The following is a 15,078-nucleotide window of genomic DNA, read 5'->3' on the forward strand; positions in this document are numbered from 1 at the left end:
CCTGCCCCGCAGGGCGCGGCGAAAACGGGTTGCTGGGCGAACACACCCCCCATCGTGGGATCATGGGGGCCTATCGGACCGCAACGACGCTGTTGATCACCCCGCAGCCTTCGACCTGCGGAGTCACAGGCTCCGCCCGCCCGAGGAGATCCCCGCACATGACCGTGAGCCCCCTGCCCCGGCGTACGGCTTATGCCGTGCTCGCTGCGCTGGCGGCCGTGGTGATCGTCGTGTCCACCGCGATATTCGTCGGGGTCGGCAGGAGCGACAACAGCGCGGAACCAGCCTCCGGCCACGGCAACGAGGCGGCGCCCGCATCGGCGGGCAACTGGATCGGCACCTGGTCCACCGCGCCCGTCGCGGCCGAGCCACGCAACGTCAACGGCTTTCCCGACATGTCGATACGCAATGTCGTGCGGATCAGCGTGGGCGGCGAGCAGCTACGTATCCGACTCTCCAACCACTACGGCACCCGGCCACTCACCATCAGCCACGCCTCCGTCGCGCTGGCGGCTGCGCCCAGCGACCCGACCGCAGCCCCGAACACCATGCGCCGGCTGAGGTTCAACAGCCGGCACTCGGTGACCATTCCGGCCGGCCAGCACGTCATCAGCGACGCGGCCAGGCTCAGCGTCCCGGACGCCAGCGATGTGCTGGTCACCACGTTCTCCCCGACCCCGTCCGGCGCCGTTACGTACCATCCGCACGCCCGCCAGATCTCCTACCTGGCGCGCGGTGACCATGCGGAAGACACCGCGGGGCTCGCGTACACCGAACAGAGCCCGTATTGGCGCTATCTGACCGCCGTGGACGTGTGGACCACCAAGGCGCGCGGGTCCGTCGTGGTACTCGGCGACTCGATCACCGATGGCATCACCTCGACCACCGGAGCCAACCACCGCTGGCCCGACTTCCTCGCCGAACGGCTCCGCACCGAACGCGGTGCGCCCCGCCTAGGCGTCCTCAACCAGGGGATCAGCGGTAACCGCATCCTCACGGACGGCAACTCTTCGCCACCGCACAATCCCAGTGGTCTTACCCGTTTCGACCGTGATGTGCTCGCGCACACCGGCGTGCGGGCGGTGATCATCCAACTCGGCGTCAACGACATTCTCCGCACTCCCCATGAGACCAACCCGAACCGGATCGTCGGCGGCCTCCGGCAGATGGTCGAGCAGGCCCATGCGCGCGGGCTGCGCGTCGTGGGCGGCACGCTCATGCCCTTCTACGGTCATCGAGGCTTTACGCCGCAGCTCAACGGGGTACGACAGGCGGTCAACGACCAGATTCGCTCGGGCGAGGTCTTCGACGAGGTCGTGGACTTCGACGCGGCCCTGCGCGACCCGGCCAGCCCACTGCGGCTACTCCCCCGCTACGACTCGGGCGACCATCTGCACCCCAGCGACGAGGGCTTCAGGGCGATGGCCAAGACCCTCAACCTCCAGCACCTTCGAGGCGTGGCCGCGGCAACGCTCTAGCCGTACTGGCCACTGCGTCGCCGATCCGGCGGGCTCATCCGGCGGGCTCGGACCACGGCCGCTGACCACTGCGCCACGCAGCACGGCCTCGGCCCGCACCCGGGGGTCACAGGTTCTTGCGTCCAGGCCCCTGGTCGCCCTGCGCCACGTCGGCGCGGTGCGAGGCGTCATGTCGCGGCCCCGGGGCGGCGTTTGGCAGCGGTGACGGCTCGGCGTCGTCGGACCCGCCCCGTCCGGCGCGTCGTTGGTCGCCCGATGCCGGGTCTACACGGTGGCGGTCTACGCCGTGGCTGTCCTCACGGTGCCGGTCTTCACGGTGCCGGTCTTCACGGGCGAGTTGCCGCTCCGCGCGGGCGAGCCGCTGTTCCGCATGGCCGAGTTGCCGGTCCGCGCCACCCGGCCGTTCGCCCTCCGCAGCGCCGTCCAGTTGAGCCTGGCTTCCGCGGCCGAGTGGCTGTCCCGCCTTCCGTTCCTTACGCATCCGCTTGAGCTCAGCCTTCTCATGGCGGCGCGCTTCCTTCTCGCGCTGCACATCGGCCTTGCGCCGCTTACGCTGGATGCCCACGCCGCCCCAGATCGCCAGGCCCGTGACGGTTACCCGGGGCGCGTCGCGTGCGCCCTCGCCCGCTGCCGTGTGGTCGAAGCCGCCCATGATGCCGATGCCGCTGACGTTGACCTCGACATCCGGCGGCACGATCACCGAGACCCCGCCCATGAACGCAAAGCAGCGGATCACCACATCGCGGTCCTCGAACCGGGCGTCGCGCAGGTCGATCTCGCCGCCACCCATCAGCACGACGGAGGTGAAGGCGCGCGGCATGACCCAACCCCCGGAGCGCTGGAAGCCGCCCATCACCGCGATCCCCCAACGCGACGTCGGCGGGTCACCGATCCGCTCCGGCCAGGCCAGCCCGGCGCCGTCTCGGGGGCGGCCCGGCGCCACCACCGGGGCCACCGCTGATGCGGGCACCGGCAAGTCCTGCACCAACGGCTCCAAATCGGCATGCGTACGGGCCGTGTACGCGCGCTCAAGACGCTCCTCGAACTCCACCATGTCCAATCGCCCCTCGGCGACGGCTTCGCGCAACGCCTCGGCGACGCGCTCACGCTCGGCATCGGAGGCCCGCATCTGGGAGAGTTCACCGCTCATGGCGAACAGCCTACGCGGGCACACCGTTCGAGCATGAACCCATCAACTTCTCCGGTGCACCCGCCTTGACCTCCGCAGCGGCCACCACCAGCGGCCACCGACAGCGGCTCATTGACACAGGCCCACCGAACCGCCGAACTCGCCGAACCGGCCACCCCAGCCACCGCAGCCACCGCAGGCCAGCGCAAGGATGCGGCCGTACGCCTAACCCGACCGCTCCGCGTACATCTTCGCGATCACGTCCTCGATGTCCGGCTCCCGCACCGAGAGATCGACCAGTGGGTACGCAGCGGCGACCGCGGCCACGATCGGAGCAGCGCTGGCCGCGGCCGGAAACGCCAGCCATTGGCGGGCTCCATCGACCCGCACCGTTCGCGCGCCCGGCACCCCCTCGATGGGCGGAAGCTCTCGTTCCAGATCGACCACCAGGGTGCGCTCGCTCTCCCCCACAGCGTGCAACCCAGCCAAGCTGCCGTCGTACATCACCCGTCCGTGATCGATCACCATCACGCGTTGGCAAAGCTGCTCGATGTCGGTCAGGTCGTGCGTGGTGAGCAGCACGGTCGTGTTCTGCTCCGTATTCACCTCGCGAAGGAACTCCCGCACCTTGACCTTGCTGATCACGTCGAGTCCGATGGTCGGCTCGTCGAGGTAGAGCACATCGGGGTCGTGCAGCAGTGCTGCCGCGATATCGCCGCGCATCCGCTGGCCGAGCGACAGCTGACGCACCGGGACCTCCAACAGTTCGGCCAGGTCGAGGAGTTCCACGCACCGCTCCAGGTTGTGCCGGTAGCGGTCGTCTGGAATCCGGTACATCCGTCGTACCAGCGCGTACGAGTCCCGCAGCGGCAGGTCCCACCAAAGCGTCGTGCGCTGCCCGAAGACCACGCCCATGCGGCGGGCCAGCCGGGTGCGTTCCTTGGACGGGTCGATGCCGGCCACCCGCAGCCGCCCGCCGCTGGGCACCAAAATGCCGGTGAGCATCTTGATAGTGGTGGACTTGCCCGCGCCGTTGGGGCCGATGTAGCCGACCACCTCGCCGCGCGGCACCTGGAAGCTGATCCCATCCACGGCCCGTACCTCGTGCCGCTCTCGCCGCATCCAGCCCGCCCGGCGTCGTACGGTGAAGACTTTCTCCACCGCGTCGAGTTCGATGAACGCGGCGTCGTTGGCCGCCATCGCCTCATTCCCCTTTCTTGTCGCACTGTTCCGGTGTTGTTCTGCTGCCCTCGCGCTGCATTCGTGCCGTATTCGCACGGCCTTGGTGCTGTATTCGCCGTGGCTTGGCCCCGCATTCGCCGTGCCATCGCGCTACCCTCGCGCGGCGTCGCGCTTCGCCGATCCGGCCTGGCCCGGCCCACCGCTCCCACCCCAGGCGCACAGCAGCCGACAGCACCGGCCCCGCGGCCCGTACCCCCCCACCTCGCAGCCCGGCCCGTTCAGCTCCCCGTGCTGCGGTACGCCCGCAGCCCGGCGCCCCACGCCAGCCCCGCCAACGCACAGCAAGCCACCGCGACCAGCGGCGCGGCGAAGCCGATCCCATCGGGCAGGCCGATCGGGTTGGGCCGGCCGAGGATATGGAGCGCGGGGAACCAGTTGACGAAGGCGAGCGGGAGGACGAACGTGACCGCTCGCACCAGCTCCGTGGTGAAGACGGTCGGCGGGAACTGAAGCATCGTCGTTCCCCCGTAGGTGAACGCACTTTGCACCTCGGCGGCGTCGCTGGCCCAGAACTGGAAGGCAGCGCCCGCCACGAACAGGGCGGCGAAGATGGCCGCACCACTGAGCAGCATCACGGGCAGCAGCAGCACCCGATCCCAGGTCCAGTTCACGTCGAGATGGGCGAGTGACCAACCGAGCAGCGCTACGCCCTGGATGATCCGCCCCACCCGGCGCAGCGCGAACCGGTCTGCGGCGACTTGCGCAAGCACCGGCACCGGGCGCACCAAAAGGGTGTCCATCGTGCCGTCGCGCACCCGACGGCCGACCCGTTCCATGCTGCCGAACGCCAAGTCGGTGAGACCGAAGGCGGTGCTGCTGGTGCCGTAGAGGAAGGTCACCTCGGCCAGGTCGAAGCCGCCGAGCGCGTCCACGTGGGAGAACATGAGGCCGATCACGGCGAAGTCCAATGCCGTGATCGCGAGGTTGCCCAGCGCCATGATGACGAACGAGGTGCGGTACGCCATCGTCGAGCGCACCCACATGCCCACGATCAGGGCGTAGGCGCGCAGTCCCTGGTAGAGCTGCGACTCAGCCACCTTGGACGACCACCTTCCGGGTGGCGGCGGATTGCAGCAGGCGCCCAGCGGCGAGCAGTGCAATGGCCCATCCGACTTGGAAGGCGAAGGCCCCCACCAGCCCCGCGCCTTGGTGCTCACCGAGCAGCACATCCGCGGGGACCTGCAAGATCGCCGCCCAGGGCAGCGCGTTGGCCGTCTCGCCGAGCGCACCGGGGAAGACGTTGAGCGGCAGGATCATGCCGGAGAAGAACAGCGACAGGACGACGCTGATCATGTTGGCCCCCGCCCCGTCGAGCAGCCAAAAGGCGGTGAGGGCGACCAGATAGCGCAGGGCGAAACTGACCAGGATGCCCAGCGCCACCGCGAGCAGGAAACACAGCCAGGTCAGCGGCGAGGCGGGCAGCGCGAGGTCGAACACGAGCGCGCCGAAGATCATGGGTACGATGCCGCGGCCGAGGAGTTGGAAGATCGCCCGCCCCACGTCCCCGGCCAGCCACCACAGTTGGAGGTCCACCGGCCGGTAGAGGTCCACCGCCACATCACCGGAGCGGATGCGTTCTTGGAATTCCTCTTGGAAGCCGCCGCCCATGAGCGCCGATGCGGCCAACAGCGCCTGCCCGAGCCAGACGAACGTCATGGCCTGGGCCAGGTCGTAGCCTCCCAAATGTGGTCGCTGATCCCATAGCGCGATGTAGGTGTACGCGACGATGAACCCGAAGACGGTGTTGGTGAACACCCCCGCGGCAGTGGCCGCCCGGTAGGTCGCGTAACGTCGGAAACTGCTCGCAACAACGGCCGTATACAGCCGCACTTAGTATCCCTCCCCGGCGTTGAACACCAAAGCGCACGAGCCTAGAGCGACAGGTAGGCAGCAAGCCAGGCATTATTCACTCTGTGGGGTGAGTCGCCCAGGCCATGCGGCCGATCACAGAGCTGTCACAGGTGCGCGCCGCCTCCGCCGCGCGGATCGCATGATGCGACAGTGGTTTGTGGGGCGTAAGACGCGAATCGCCCGACTTGACAGGATTTATGCCGTGGCACAACCCATGGCAGAACCGTGGGCGGCGGCCGAGGAGTCCCTACACACATGACCGACGAGCCTCAGCAGCACAGCGCCGAAAGCGACGGCGAAGCCGCCGCGGGGAGTGCCCCCGGCGCCCAGGGCGCCGGTAGCAACAACAACCCCGACGGCACCACCGCCGCCGACCGGCCTCGATCAGGAGGAACCGGCGCTCCCCCACAGGGCGCCGGCCCCCACAACCCAGGCCCGGCAGACACAGCGCAGGACAAGCCCGCCCGCAAGGGTGCCGACCCCAGCGACGCCGGGCGGCCCACCAGGCCCGCTCCCAAGGGGGCTCAAGCCAGCCCGGCCGGCCCCGCCCCCAAGGGGACCTCCACCGGCCCCGCGTCCAAGGCCGCCCCCACGAGAACCGCCAGCTCCGCCGACCCCGGCACATCCCGTGCCCCCGCCGCCTCCGCAGAGCCCGGCACCTCTGGTGGCGGGCCGCGGAGCGCTCCACGCGACGCCAAGGCCGGCGCCGCGGGCAACAAGCCCGCAGCCGCGCCCGCCGCGGACCGCACGGACAGCGCGGGTCGTACGGGACGCACGGAGCGTGCGGATCGCACAGGTCGTACGGGTGACGAGACCGCCATCGCGCGGCCTGCCCCCAGCGAGGGCGCCGCCCGGCGCCCCGACGCCGGCAAGGGCCCGCACACCCGTAACCCCGCGGCGGGCATGCCAACCGCGGGCGCCCCAACTGGCGTCACCCCAGCGAGCCCGGACGCCACGCCACCCCGAGGCACCACACCGCCTCGAAGCACCACACCCCCCAGAGGCACCACACCGCTCTGGGCCGACACACCGCCGCGAGGCAACGCCGCGGCCCGCGGTAGCGCCGCAGGCGCAGGCAGTGCCGCAGGCGCAGGCAGCAGCACGGCTGGCCCAGCCGGCGGCACCGCAAGCGCAGGCGGCGTCGCCTTCGGCAAGGCCGCCGGGCGCCCCGACAGCCCCGCGCCCGGGGGCTCGGGCGCGGGCAGCGGCGCGGGGCTTGGCACGGGCCTCGGCGCGGGTGGTGCCGCCGCCAGCGGTGGCCTCGGTACGAGCGGACCCGGTACGGGCAGCGCCGGTACGGGCGGGCCCGGTGGCGGCGAGCCGCCGACGAGCGGTGGCAGCAATTCCGCCGATGGCTGGCCGGAGCGACCCGAGAACGCGAACGGCAGCACGGGGAAGCCCAAGCAAGCCAAGGAGTCCAAAGAAGCCAAGAAGGAAGCCAAGAAGGCCAAGAGGAAAGCCAAGAAGCAACGTCGGAAGCGCACCGGCTGGCGCCGGCTGCTGCCCACTTGGCGGATGATGCTCGGCGCGTTCGTGCTGCTGCTCGTGCTCATCGGCGGCACGCTGGTCACCGGCTATCTTCTGGTGGACATCCCCGCCGCGAACAAGGCCGCGCTCGCGCAGAGCAACGTCTACCTCTACTCCGATGGCTCCCAACTCGCCCGCGAGGGCACGGTCAACCGCGAGAACGTGCCGCTGAGCAGTGTGTCGAAGAACACCCAGCATGCCGTTCTCGCCGCCGAAGACCGCAACTTCTACTCGGAGTCCGCGGTCAACCCGGCAGCGATGGTCCGGGCCGCGTGGAACACCGTGACCGGCAAGGGCAAGCAGTCCGGCTCCACCATCACCCAGCAGTACGTGAAGAACTACTACTTGGACCAGGAGCAGACGGTTACCCGTAAGGCCAAGGAGTTCTTCATCGCGATCAAGCTCGATCGCGAGGTGAGCAAGGACGACATTCTTGAGGGCTACCTCAACACCAGCTATTTCGGCCGCAACGCGTACGGCATCCAGTCCGCCGCGCAGGCGTACTACGGCAAGGACTCCGACGAGTTGAGCATCGCCGAAAGCGCCTACCTCGCCACGCTGCTGAACGCGCCCAGCGCGTACGACGTGGTGGTGCACCCGGACAACAAGCAGTACGCGGTGGCCCGTTGGAACTACGTACTCGACGGCATGGTGGAGAAGGGCTGGCTCAGCAAGTCGGACCGCAAGGCCATGAAGTTCCCCACCCCCGACCGAGCCAAGCCCACGTCCAGCATGTCCGGGCAGCGCGGCTACCTCGTGGAGGCGGTGAAGGACTACATCACCAGCAACAACATCATCAACGAGAAGGACTTGGCAGCAGGCGGCTACCGCATCACCACCACCATCGACAAGAAGAAGCAGGAAGCGTTTGTCGATGCGGTGGACAAGCAGTTGATGAGCAAGCTCCGCGACGGCAGCAAGGTGGACAAGTACGTCCGGGCCGGCGGGGCCTCCATCGATCCGAAGACCGGCAAGGTGGTCGCCCTGTACGGGGGCATCGACTACACCAAGCAGTACGTCAACAACGCCACCCGGCGCGACTACCAGGTCGGTTCCACCTTCAAACCGTTCGTCTTCACCTCGGCCGTGGAAAACGACTCGGTCACCCAGGGCGGCCAGCGAATCACCCCGAACACCAGTTACGACGGCACCAACAAGCGCGAGGTCGTCGGTCCGAGCGGCGGGACCAACTACTCACCGGAGAACGAGGACCACGTCTCCTACGGGCAGATCGGCGTCACCGAGGCCACCGACAAGTCGGTCAACTCCGTCTACGCGCAGATGGCGCAGGACGTGGGCCCGGAGAAGGTCAAGGACACCGCCGTCAAGCTCGGCATCCCCGAGAAGACCCCCGACCTCACCGCCAGCCCGTCCATCGCGCTCGGCCCCGCCACCGCCAGCGTCCTCGACATGACGGGTGCGTACGCCACGCTCGCCAACCACGGCAAACACAGCCCCTACAGCCTGGTCGTGGAGATCACCAAGGACGGCGGCAAGATCGACCTGCCCAAGCGCACCGCCGAACAGGCCGTGCCGCGCGACGCGGCCGACACCACCACCTCGATCTTGCAGAGCGTGGTCGAAGGCGGCACCGGCACGGCGGCGCAGGGCGCGGGCCGTCCGGCGGCGGGCAAGACCGGCACGGCGGAGGAGGACAAGGCCGCCTGGTTCGCGGGGTACACGCCCGACCTGGCGACCGTGGTCGCGGTGATGGGCCAGGACTCCAACACCGGTGTGCAGAAGCCGCTGTACGGGGCGACGGGGCTGCTAAGGATCAACGGCGGCGGCTATCCGGCCGAGATCTGGGCCGCGTACACCAAGAAGGCGCTCAAGGGAAAGAAGGCAACCGACTTCAGCCTGAAGCTGGAAAAGGGCGCCAACACCCCGTCGGTGCCCACCTCTTCTTCATCCTCCTCCTCCGATACGCGGCCCGACACCAGCGCGCCGCCGACGAGCGACACTCCTTCGGATGATTCCAGCCCACCGCCCACCTCGTCCGACCCGACCACCACCGAGCCGGACCCGCCCACCACCGACCCGACCACGCCGGCCCCTCCGACGAGCGACTTCCCGTCCGGCGGCGTGACGGGCGATCCGGGCGGCGGCCAGATCGGCGGCCCAGGGGGCAGCCCCGGCGGGGCGATAGGTGGCCCAGGCGGTAACCCTGGCGGCGCAACGGGCGACCCGGGCGGCGGCCAGATCGGCGGCCCCGGCGGCGACCCGACCGGCGGCACGCTGCCCGACCTCGGCGGTGGCGCAGGCGGCCCCGGCGCAGGCGGCGGCACGAGAAACAGCGGCTAGCCGGCCCCGCGGCCACCAACACCCCACGGCAGCCGCCCCCTTCGCGGGGCGGCTGCTCGTCGGGCGGACCCGCGCCCGCACGGCCGACGGCTAGGCGACGGGCACCGCGCACACTCCTGCGGACGGCAGGGCAGCCTCTGCCGGCGTCCCCTCAGCGGCAGCAGCAGAGACGGCAGAGGCAGCGACAGCAGAGGCAGCAGCGCCGCTGGCCGTGCCGCGCACCACGTCGAGGTACTCGGCGATGGCATCCCGGTTACGGATCAGGCAGTCGATGCGCTCGCTCATGCGGTCGAGTTCGCCTTCGAGCGTGGCCAGCATCTGCGGCGTCGCGTCGGGGAAGTGAATGGTCCGCGGCTTGTCCAGGCACGGCAAGATCTGCTTGATGATCCGCGTCGGGAGCCCGGCGTCGAGCAACCCCCGGATCTGTAGGACCCGGTCCACGAAGCGCTCGTCGTACGCGCGATAGCCATTCGCGCAGCGATACGGGACGATCAACCCCTGCTCCTCGTAGTAGCGCAGCAGGCGACGCGGCGTTGCGGTGCGTTCGGACAGCTCTCCGATGCGCATGTGGCCGACCTCACATTCCGTGGCTTGACCTTCACATCAATGTGACCGTTCGAGCATAACCAGCATGCGAACCCACACCCCGCAACCAACCCCTTCCCCCACCACTCCCCACGAGTCCCAACAGCCCCAGCGAGCCAACCAGTCCGGTCAGCCCCAGCAGCCCAAGCTTCCGCTGGCCGCCCTACTCGCGCTGGCCACGGCCGTCTTCATCACCAGCCTCACCGAGACGCTGCCCGCGGGCGTACTGCCCGCGATGAGCGGCAGCCTCGGGGTGAGCGAATCCGCGATGGGACAGTCGGTCACTATCTACGCCATCGGCACCGCCCTCACCGCCATCCCGCTGTCCGCAGCCACGGCCGGCTGGCGGCGTAAGCGGCTGCTACTCACGGCGATGGCCGGATTCGCCGCCGCCAACACGGTCACGGCCTTCTCCTCCTCGTACCCGCTGACCATGACGGCCCGGTTCATCGCCGGCGTCGCCGCAGGACTCGCCTGGGCCCTGCTCGCCGGATACGCCCGCCGCATGGCGCCCGCCCCGCTGCGCGGCAAGGCCATCGCCATCGTGATGACCGGCATACCACTCGCCCTGTCACTCGGCGTGCCCGCAGGCACCTTCCTCGGCTCGGCGCTCGGCTGGCGGGTGACGTTCGCACTGATGACCGTGGTCGCCATCGCCCTCATCGGCTGGATCGCCGTGGCCGTCCCGGACTACCCCGGCAGCCGAACACGGGACCGGGCCCCGGTGCTACGGGCCCTCGCCATCCCCGGCGTGACACCGATCCTGTTCGTCACCCTCGTCTTCGTTTTGGCCCACACCATCCTCTACACCTACATCGCCACCTACCTCGACCGACTCGGCATGGGCGGCTCCACCGATCTGGTACTCCTCGTCTTCGGCGCCGCCTCGCTGCTCAGCATCTGGATCGTGGGCGTCCACATCAGCCGGCGACTGCGCGCCCTCACCATCGCCAGCACCCTGCTGTTCGCCGCGGCGGCCACCCTGCTCGCCGTACTGTCCGACAGCCCCGCCTTGGTGTACGCGGCGGTGACACTGTGGGGGCTCGGCTGGGGCGGCGCGCCGACGCTGCTCCAGACGGCCGTGGGCGACGCCGCAGGCGAGGCGGCAGACGCCGCCCAAGCCATGCTCGTGACCCTGTGGAACGCGGCCATGGCCGGCGGCGGCGTCCTCGGGGGTGTCCTCCTCGGCCTCTTCGGCTCCACGTCCTTCCCCTGGAGCGTGCTGGCTCTCCTGGTACCCGTGCTGGTCGTGGTGCTCGCCGCCCGCGTACACGGCTTCCCCACCCGGCACGCGGCCAGCGCCCCGTGACCCAGCCGCGACAGCGGCAGCGGCAGCGGCAGCGGCAGCGGCGTGCAACAGCCCCGCCGTACGGCGGAACGTAGCGGCTACAAGCAGCTACGGCCGTACGGCGGGGCTCACTTGGTGACGAGGAGGCGGGAACACCAGGAGGCGGCGCGGCGGCGATGCGGCGATGCGCCCAGGGGCGAACCGTCAATGGCCCGACGTGACCTTGAGGCCCACGACCGCGACCAACAGCAGCACCACGAAGAAGATCCGGGCGGCGGTCGCGGGCTCATTGAGCACCAACATGCCGAGCACCGCCGCACCCGCGGCCCCGATGCCGACCCACACTCCGTAGGCCGTCCCGATCGGCAGCGACTTGGCGGCCTGCGCCAGCAGCACCATGCTCGCGACGATTCCCGCCGCGGTGAACACGCTCGGCCACAGCCGAGTGAAACCCTCCGAATACTTCATCCCGATCGACCAGCCCACTTCCAGCAGACCAGCGATCAACAGCAAAACCCAGGCCATGACGGCACCTCCGTGAACCACGTGCTTCAACAGGGGTGCGTCGTCTTTGCTTAACCCGGTACGGCGCGTCTCGTCGGGATGTCTGCGACCCTAGCAACCCGGCGCGCCGACCGTGGTGACCCAGGCCACCGCAGCACGGCCGCCCCTGGCACACGCAGCGCCTGCCACGAGACGCACAACGGGCGGCCACGGCCGGCGCGGCGCATCTTCGCGCACTACGGCACACCGACCGCCCGGCCCGCGGCGCACCGGTCATCCAAAAGGCCCGCTGATCCCTACAGGTAGAGACCTGTGGAGTCCTCTGTCCCCTCCAGCCGCTCCGCGGCCACCGCGTGCAGGTCACGCTCACGCATCAGGACGTAACCAACACCGCGCACCTCGACCTCGGCCCGGTCCTCCGGGTCGTACAACACCCGATCGCCTGGTTCTACGGTCCGTACGTTCTGGCCGACCGCGACCACCTCGGCCCAGCCAAGGCGCCGGCCAACGGCGGCCGTGGCCGGAATGACGATGCCGCCGCTGGAGCGGCGTTCACCCTCCGGAATGTCGGTGCGGACCAGCACCCGGTCATGCAGCATCCGGATGGGCAGTTTGTCGTGGGACGTCTTGGCACTCACGCCATGAAGGTACCTGCCCCGCCGGCCGCCGTACGCCGATGGGTCGCTCGTACGGGAGCCAACGAGTCGGTGACGTACGCAAGAAGACGGAACCGAGACGGTCCGAACGGCCGGTGCCGGCCGAAGGCAGGCGCGGGGTGTCAGTCCTTGTCGCGCCGGGAGACCGCGAGCAGTCCGATCACCGCCACCGCGACGAGCGCGACCGGCACGATCCGCTCCATCCGCGGCGCGCCGTCCGCGGAGACGAACTGGGCCCGTACATCGCAGACCGCGCGGTTGGCGGCCACATACGCCTGCCCCGCCGTACGGTCCACGGCCGATGCCACCTTCGCCTTCGCGTCGCCGATGATCGTCTTCGGGTGGACCCGCACGCCGATCTCATCGAGCGTCACAGCGAGCGCTTGCCGCCTGCGGGCGATATCAGCCTCGATCTGCGCAGGGGTCCTGGCTTCCGACACCTCGCTGCCTCCGTCAATTCTCGATGGTCGTAGTGGGACAGTCTGTCAGGTCGGCCGGATTCATGCCCCACGGAACCCCCCATGGCGGACCTGGCTAGTGTCGGGGGCAGCGGAATCACCCACTAAGGAGATCCATGAGCGAGCGTCTACAGCCCGGCGACACCGCACCCGCCTTCACCCTCCCCGACGCGGACGGCAAGCAGGTCTCGCTCGCCGACCACGCGGGCCGCAAGGTCATCGTCTACTTCTACCCCGCCGCGCTTACCCCCGGCTGCACCAAGCAGGCATGTGACTTCACGGACAACCTCGAATTCCTGGCCGGACACGGCTACGACGTGATCGGCATCTCGCCCGACAAGCCGGAGAAGCTCGCCAAGTTCCGCGAGAAGGAGGAGCTGAAGGTCACGCTGCTCGGCGACCCGGACAAGAGCGTCCTGGAGGCGTACGGGGCGTACGGCGAGAAGAAGCTGTACGGCAAGACGGTCACCGGCGTCATCCGCTCCACCGTCATCGTGGACGAACAGGGCTCGGTCGAACGCGCTCTGTACAACGTGAAGGCCACCGGACACGTAGCGAAGATCATCAAGGATCTAGCCCTCTAAGCACCCCACCCGGCACCGACCCGCCGACCCCAGCCCTACGGGCCAGGTGAGGCCGATAGCCCTACGGGCCAGGTGGGGCGGATGCGGGCCCACCCGGGCCGGTCAAGCAGGCCGTAGGCACGGCGCGTGAGGCCAGTTCAGGCTGTGCGCCGCGCCAACGCGCTACCCACCTTTCGGGCTATCCCGCCTCCGCGCCCACCCACTAACGCGCTGTCACCGGCGCACCGGCCGCCGGCTCCAGCGGCTCATCCAGCTCCGGCAACAGCAGCACCGTTTCGGCGCCGCCCGACGCGGCGGCGCCGAACTCCAACCGCGCCCCCAGCACCCGCGCCTGCCCCACCGCTATCGTCAGCCCCAGGCCATGCCCGGTGCCCCGCTCCGGGGCGCCCGTGCGAAACCGGCGCGGCCCATCCGCCAGCACCTCGCTCGGATAACCGGCACCGTGATCGCTCACCACGATCCGAGCACCCTCCACCCGAACCTCCACCGGTGGTCGCCCGTGCCGTACCGCATTGGCCAACACATTGCCCAACACCCGCTCCACGCGCCGCGCATCGGTAGTCACAATCCGGCCCTCGCCCACCACCGTGACCTCCACCTCACCCTCCACCACCCCGCGCTGCCCCACCGCACGCCGCACGATGCCACGCACCAGCGCAGCCAGCTCCACCGCCGCGAGCTGCGCACTCTCCACCCCAGCATCCAAGCGGGACACCTCAAGCAGATCCTCCACCAAGCCGCGCATCGCCTGCGCCCGATCCCGCACCAGCTCGATCGCCCGCTCGTGCGGCAGCAACTCGGCCGCGGCCACCAAACCCGCCACCGGGGTACGCAACTCATGCGCCACATCGGCAGTGAACTTCCGCTCCGCCTCCACCCGAGCCGCAAGCGACGCGGCCATGTGATGCACAGAGCGCCCCAGCTCGGCCACCTCATCCCGGCCGCCGCCGGTGAGCGCCGCCGCGTCCGGCGGCTCACCCGCCGCGATCCTGCGCGCCGCCGCCGCACTGACCCGCAGCCGCCGCGACAGCCGCTGCGCCACGAACCAGGCCACCACGGCCGACAGTGCCACGGTGCCCGCACCCGCCACGATCAGCGCCCGATCCAGCGCATCTTGCGCCGGGTCGCTGCGCGGGAAGGACGCCGAAACCGAGAGCACCGCACCGTCCCCGACGCCGGTCGCCGCCCAGGCCCGAGGATCGTCACCGCCGCTGAGGTAGGTGGCGGAATCGCCGTCCGCGACCTCGGTGGTCAGCGCAGGCGGCAGCGCCGCGTCGTCGAGCTGCGCACCGAGCACCAGCATGTTGTCGCGCTGGTAGACGCGCAGCGCGGAGCTGAGGCGTTCGTCCTGGTAATCGCGCGCCTGCCGCTGCCGATCACGCTCGGCGATGTGGTGAACGGACAGCCCGAGAACCACCACGGCCAGGGCCGTCACAAAGGAGATGGCCAGCGCGATTCGGCCCCGGATACCCATC

General features: G+C 69.8%; 12 protein-coding genes, 1 pseudogene and 1 riboswitch. Of the genes and pseudogenes, 4 read left to right on the forward strand and 9 right to left on the reverse strand.

Annotated elements, in window-relative coordinates; translation table 11 throughout:
* The first annotated feature begins 158 nt into the window (after window positions 1–158).
* Window positions 159–1,478, forward strand: a complete 1,320-nt coding sequence (locus tag FHS42_RS10640) for an SGNH/GDSL hydrolase family protein (protein ID WP_184571346.1) — start codon at window positions 159–161, stop codon at window positions 1,476–1,478.
* A gap of 106 nt (window positions 1,479–1,584) precedes the next feature.
* On the opposite strand, the gene FHS42_RS38575 is transcribed toward FHS42_RS10640, so the two are convergent.
* From FHS42_RS38575 to FHS42_RS10660, 4 genes are all read right to left on the reverse strand, one after another.
* The gene (locus FHS42_RS38575; protein ID WP_312866818.1) at window positions 1,585–2,628 is read right to left on the reverse strand and encodes a DUF1707 domain-containing protein; all 1,044 of its coding nucleotides are present in this window, start codon (window positions 2,626–2,628) and stop codon (window positions 1,585–1,587) included.
* A gap of 204 nt (window positions 2,629–2,832) precedes the next feature.
* Window positions 2,833–3,807: an ABC transporter ATP-binding protein gene (locus tag FHS42_RS10650; protein ID WP_184571353.1), complete on the reverse strand. Its 975-nt coding sequence runs from the start codon at window positions 3,805–3,807 to the stop codon at window positions 2,833–2,835.
* Between the two features lie 260 nt (window positions 3,808–4,067).
* Window positions 4,068–4,832 carry an ABC transporter permease gene (locus tag FHS42_RS10655; protein ID WP_184571653.1) on the reverse strand — a complete coding sequence of 255 codons (765 nt, stop codon included), beginning with the start codon at window positions 4,830–4,832 and terminating at the stop codon, window positions 4,068–4,070.
* Between the two features lie 46 nt (window positions 4,833–4,878).
* Complete coding sequence (locus tag FHS42_RS10660; RefSeq protein ID WP_184571355.1) at window positions 4,879–5,679, reverse strand: ABC transporter permease; 801 nt, start codon at window positions 5,677–5,679, stop codon at window positions 4,879–4,881.
* 1,296 nt (window positions 5,680–6,975) lie between these two features.
* Between FHS42_RS10660 and FHS42_RS10665 the strand changes: the two are divergent.
* Window positions 6,976–9,528 (forward strand): annotated as a pseudogene (locus FHS42_RS10665) (transglycosylase domain-containing protein); the annotation flags it as partial.
* Window positions 9,529–9,618: 90 nt separating this feature from the next.
* Here FHS42_RS10665 and FHS42_RS10670 read toward each other — a convergent pair.
* Window positions 9,619–10,095 (reverse strand): MerR family transcriptional regulator, encoded by a 477-nt coding sequence (locus FHS42_RS10670; protein WP_184571357.1) that lies wholly within the window; start codon window positions 10,093–10,095, stop codon window positions 9,619–9,621.
* Window positions 10,096–10,159: 64 nt separating this feature from the next.
* Between FHS42_RS10670 and FHS42_RS10675 the strand changes: the two genes are divergently transcribed.
* Window positions 10,160–11,422 (forward strand): MFS transporter, encoded by a 1,263-nt coding sequence (locus tag FHS42_RS10675; protein WP_184571359.1) that lies wholly within the window; start codon window positions 10,160–10,162, stop codon window positions 11,420–11,422.
* Between the two features lie 183 nt (window positions 11,423–11,605).
* On the opposite strand, the gene FHS42_RS10680 is transcribed toward FHS42_RS10675, so the two are convergent.
* The 3 genes from FHS42_RS10680 to FHS42_RS10690 form a co-directional block, all read right to left on the reverse strand.
* Complete coding sequence (locus FHS42_RS10680) at window positions 11,606–11,926, reverse strand: DMT family transporter (protein ID WP_184571366.1); 321 nt, start codon at window positions 11,924–11,926, stop codon at window positions 11,606–11,608.
* Between the two features lie 34 nt (window positions 11,927–11,960).
* A riboswitch (guanidine-III (ykkC-III) riboswitch) is annotated at window positions 11,961–12,026 on the reverse strand.
* A 175-nt stretch (window positions 12,027–12,201) separates the two neighbouring features.
* Window positions 12,202–12,504, reverse strand: a complete 303-nt coding sequence (locus FHS42_RS10685) for a GroES family chaperonin (protein WP_184571657.1) — start codon at window positions 12,502–12,504, stop codon at window positions 12,202–12,204.
* A 179-nt stretch (window positions 12,505–12,683) separates the two neighbouring features.
* Window positions 12,684–13,001 carry a DUF3618 domain-containing protein gene (locus tag FHS42_RS10690; protein WP_184571368.1) on the reverse strand — a complete coding sequence of 106 codons (318 nt, stop codon included), beginning with the start codon at window positions 12,999–13,001 and terminating at the stop codon, window positions 12,684–12,686.
* 134 nt (window positions 13,002–13,135) lie between these two features.
* On the opposite strand from FHS42_RS10690, the gene bcp reads away from it, so the two are divergent.
* Window positions 13,136–13,603 carry a thioredoxin-dependent thiol peroxidase gene (bcp, locus tag FHS42_RS10695; protein WP_184571371.1) on the forward strand — a complete coding sequence of 156 codons (468 nt, stop codon included), beginning with the start codon at window positions 13,136–13,138 and terminating at the stop codon, window positions 13,601–13,603.
* Between the two features lie 202 nt (window positions 13,604–13,805).
* Here the strand turns inward: bcp and FHS42_RS10700 are convergent, their stop codons facing one another.
* Window positions 13,806–15,077: a sensor histidine kinase gene (locus FHS42_RS10700; RefSeq protein ID WP_184571658.1), complete on the reverse strand. Its 1,272-nt coding sequence runs from the start codon at window positions 15,075–15,077 to the stop codon at window positions 13,806–13,808.
* Between the last annotated feature and the right edge of the window lies 1 nt (window position 15,078).

It is taken from the genome of Streptomyces zagrosensis (genome assembly GCF_014203645.1).
Taxonomy (GTDB): domain Bacteria; phylum Actinomycetota; class Actinomycetes; order Streptomycetales; family Streptomycetaceae; genus Streptomyces; species Streptomyces zagrosensis.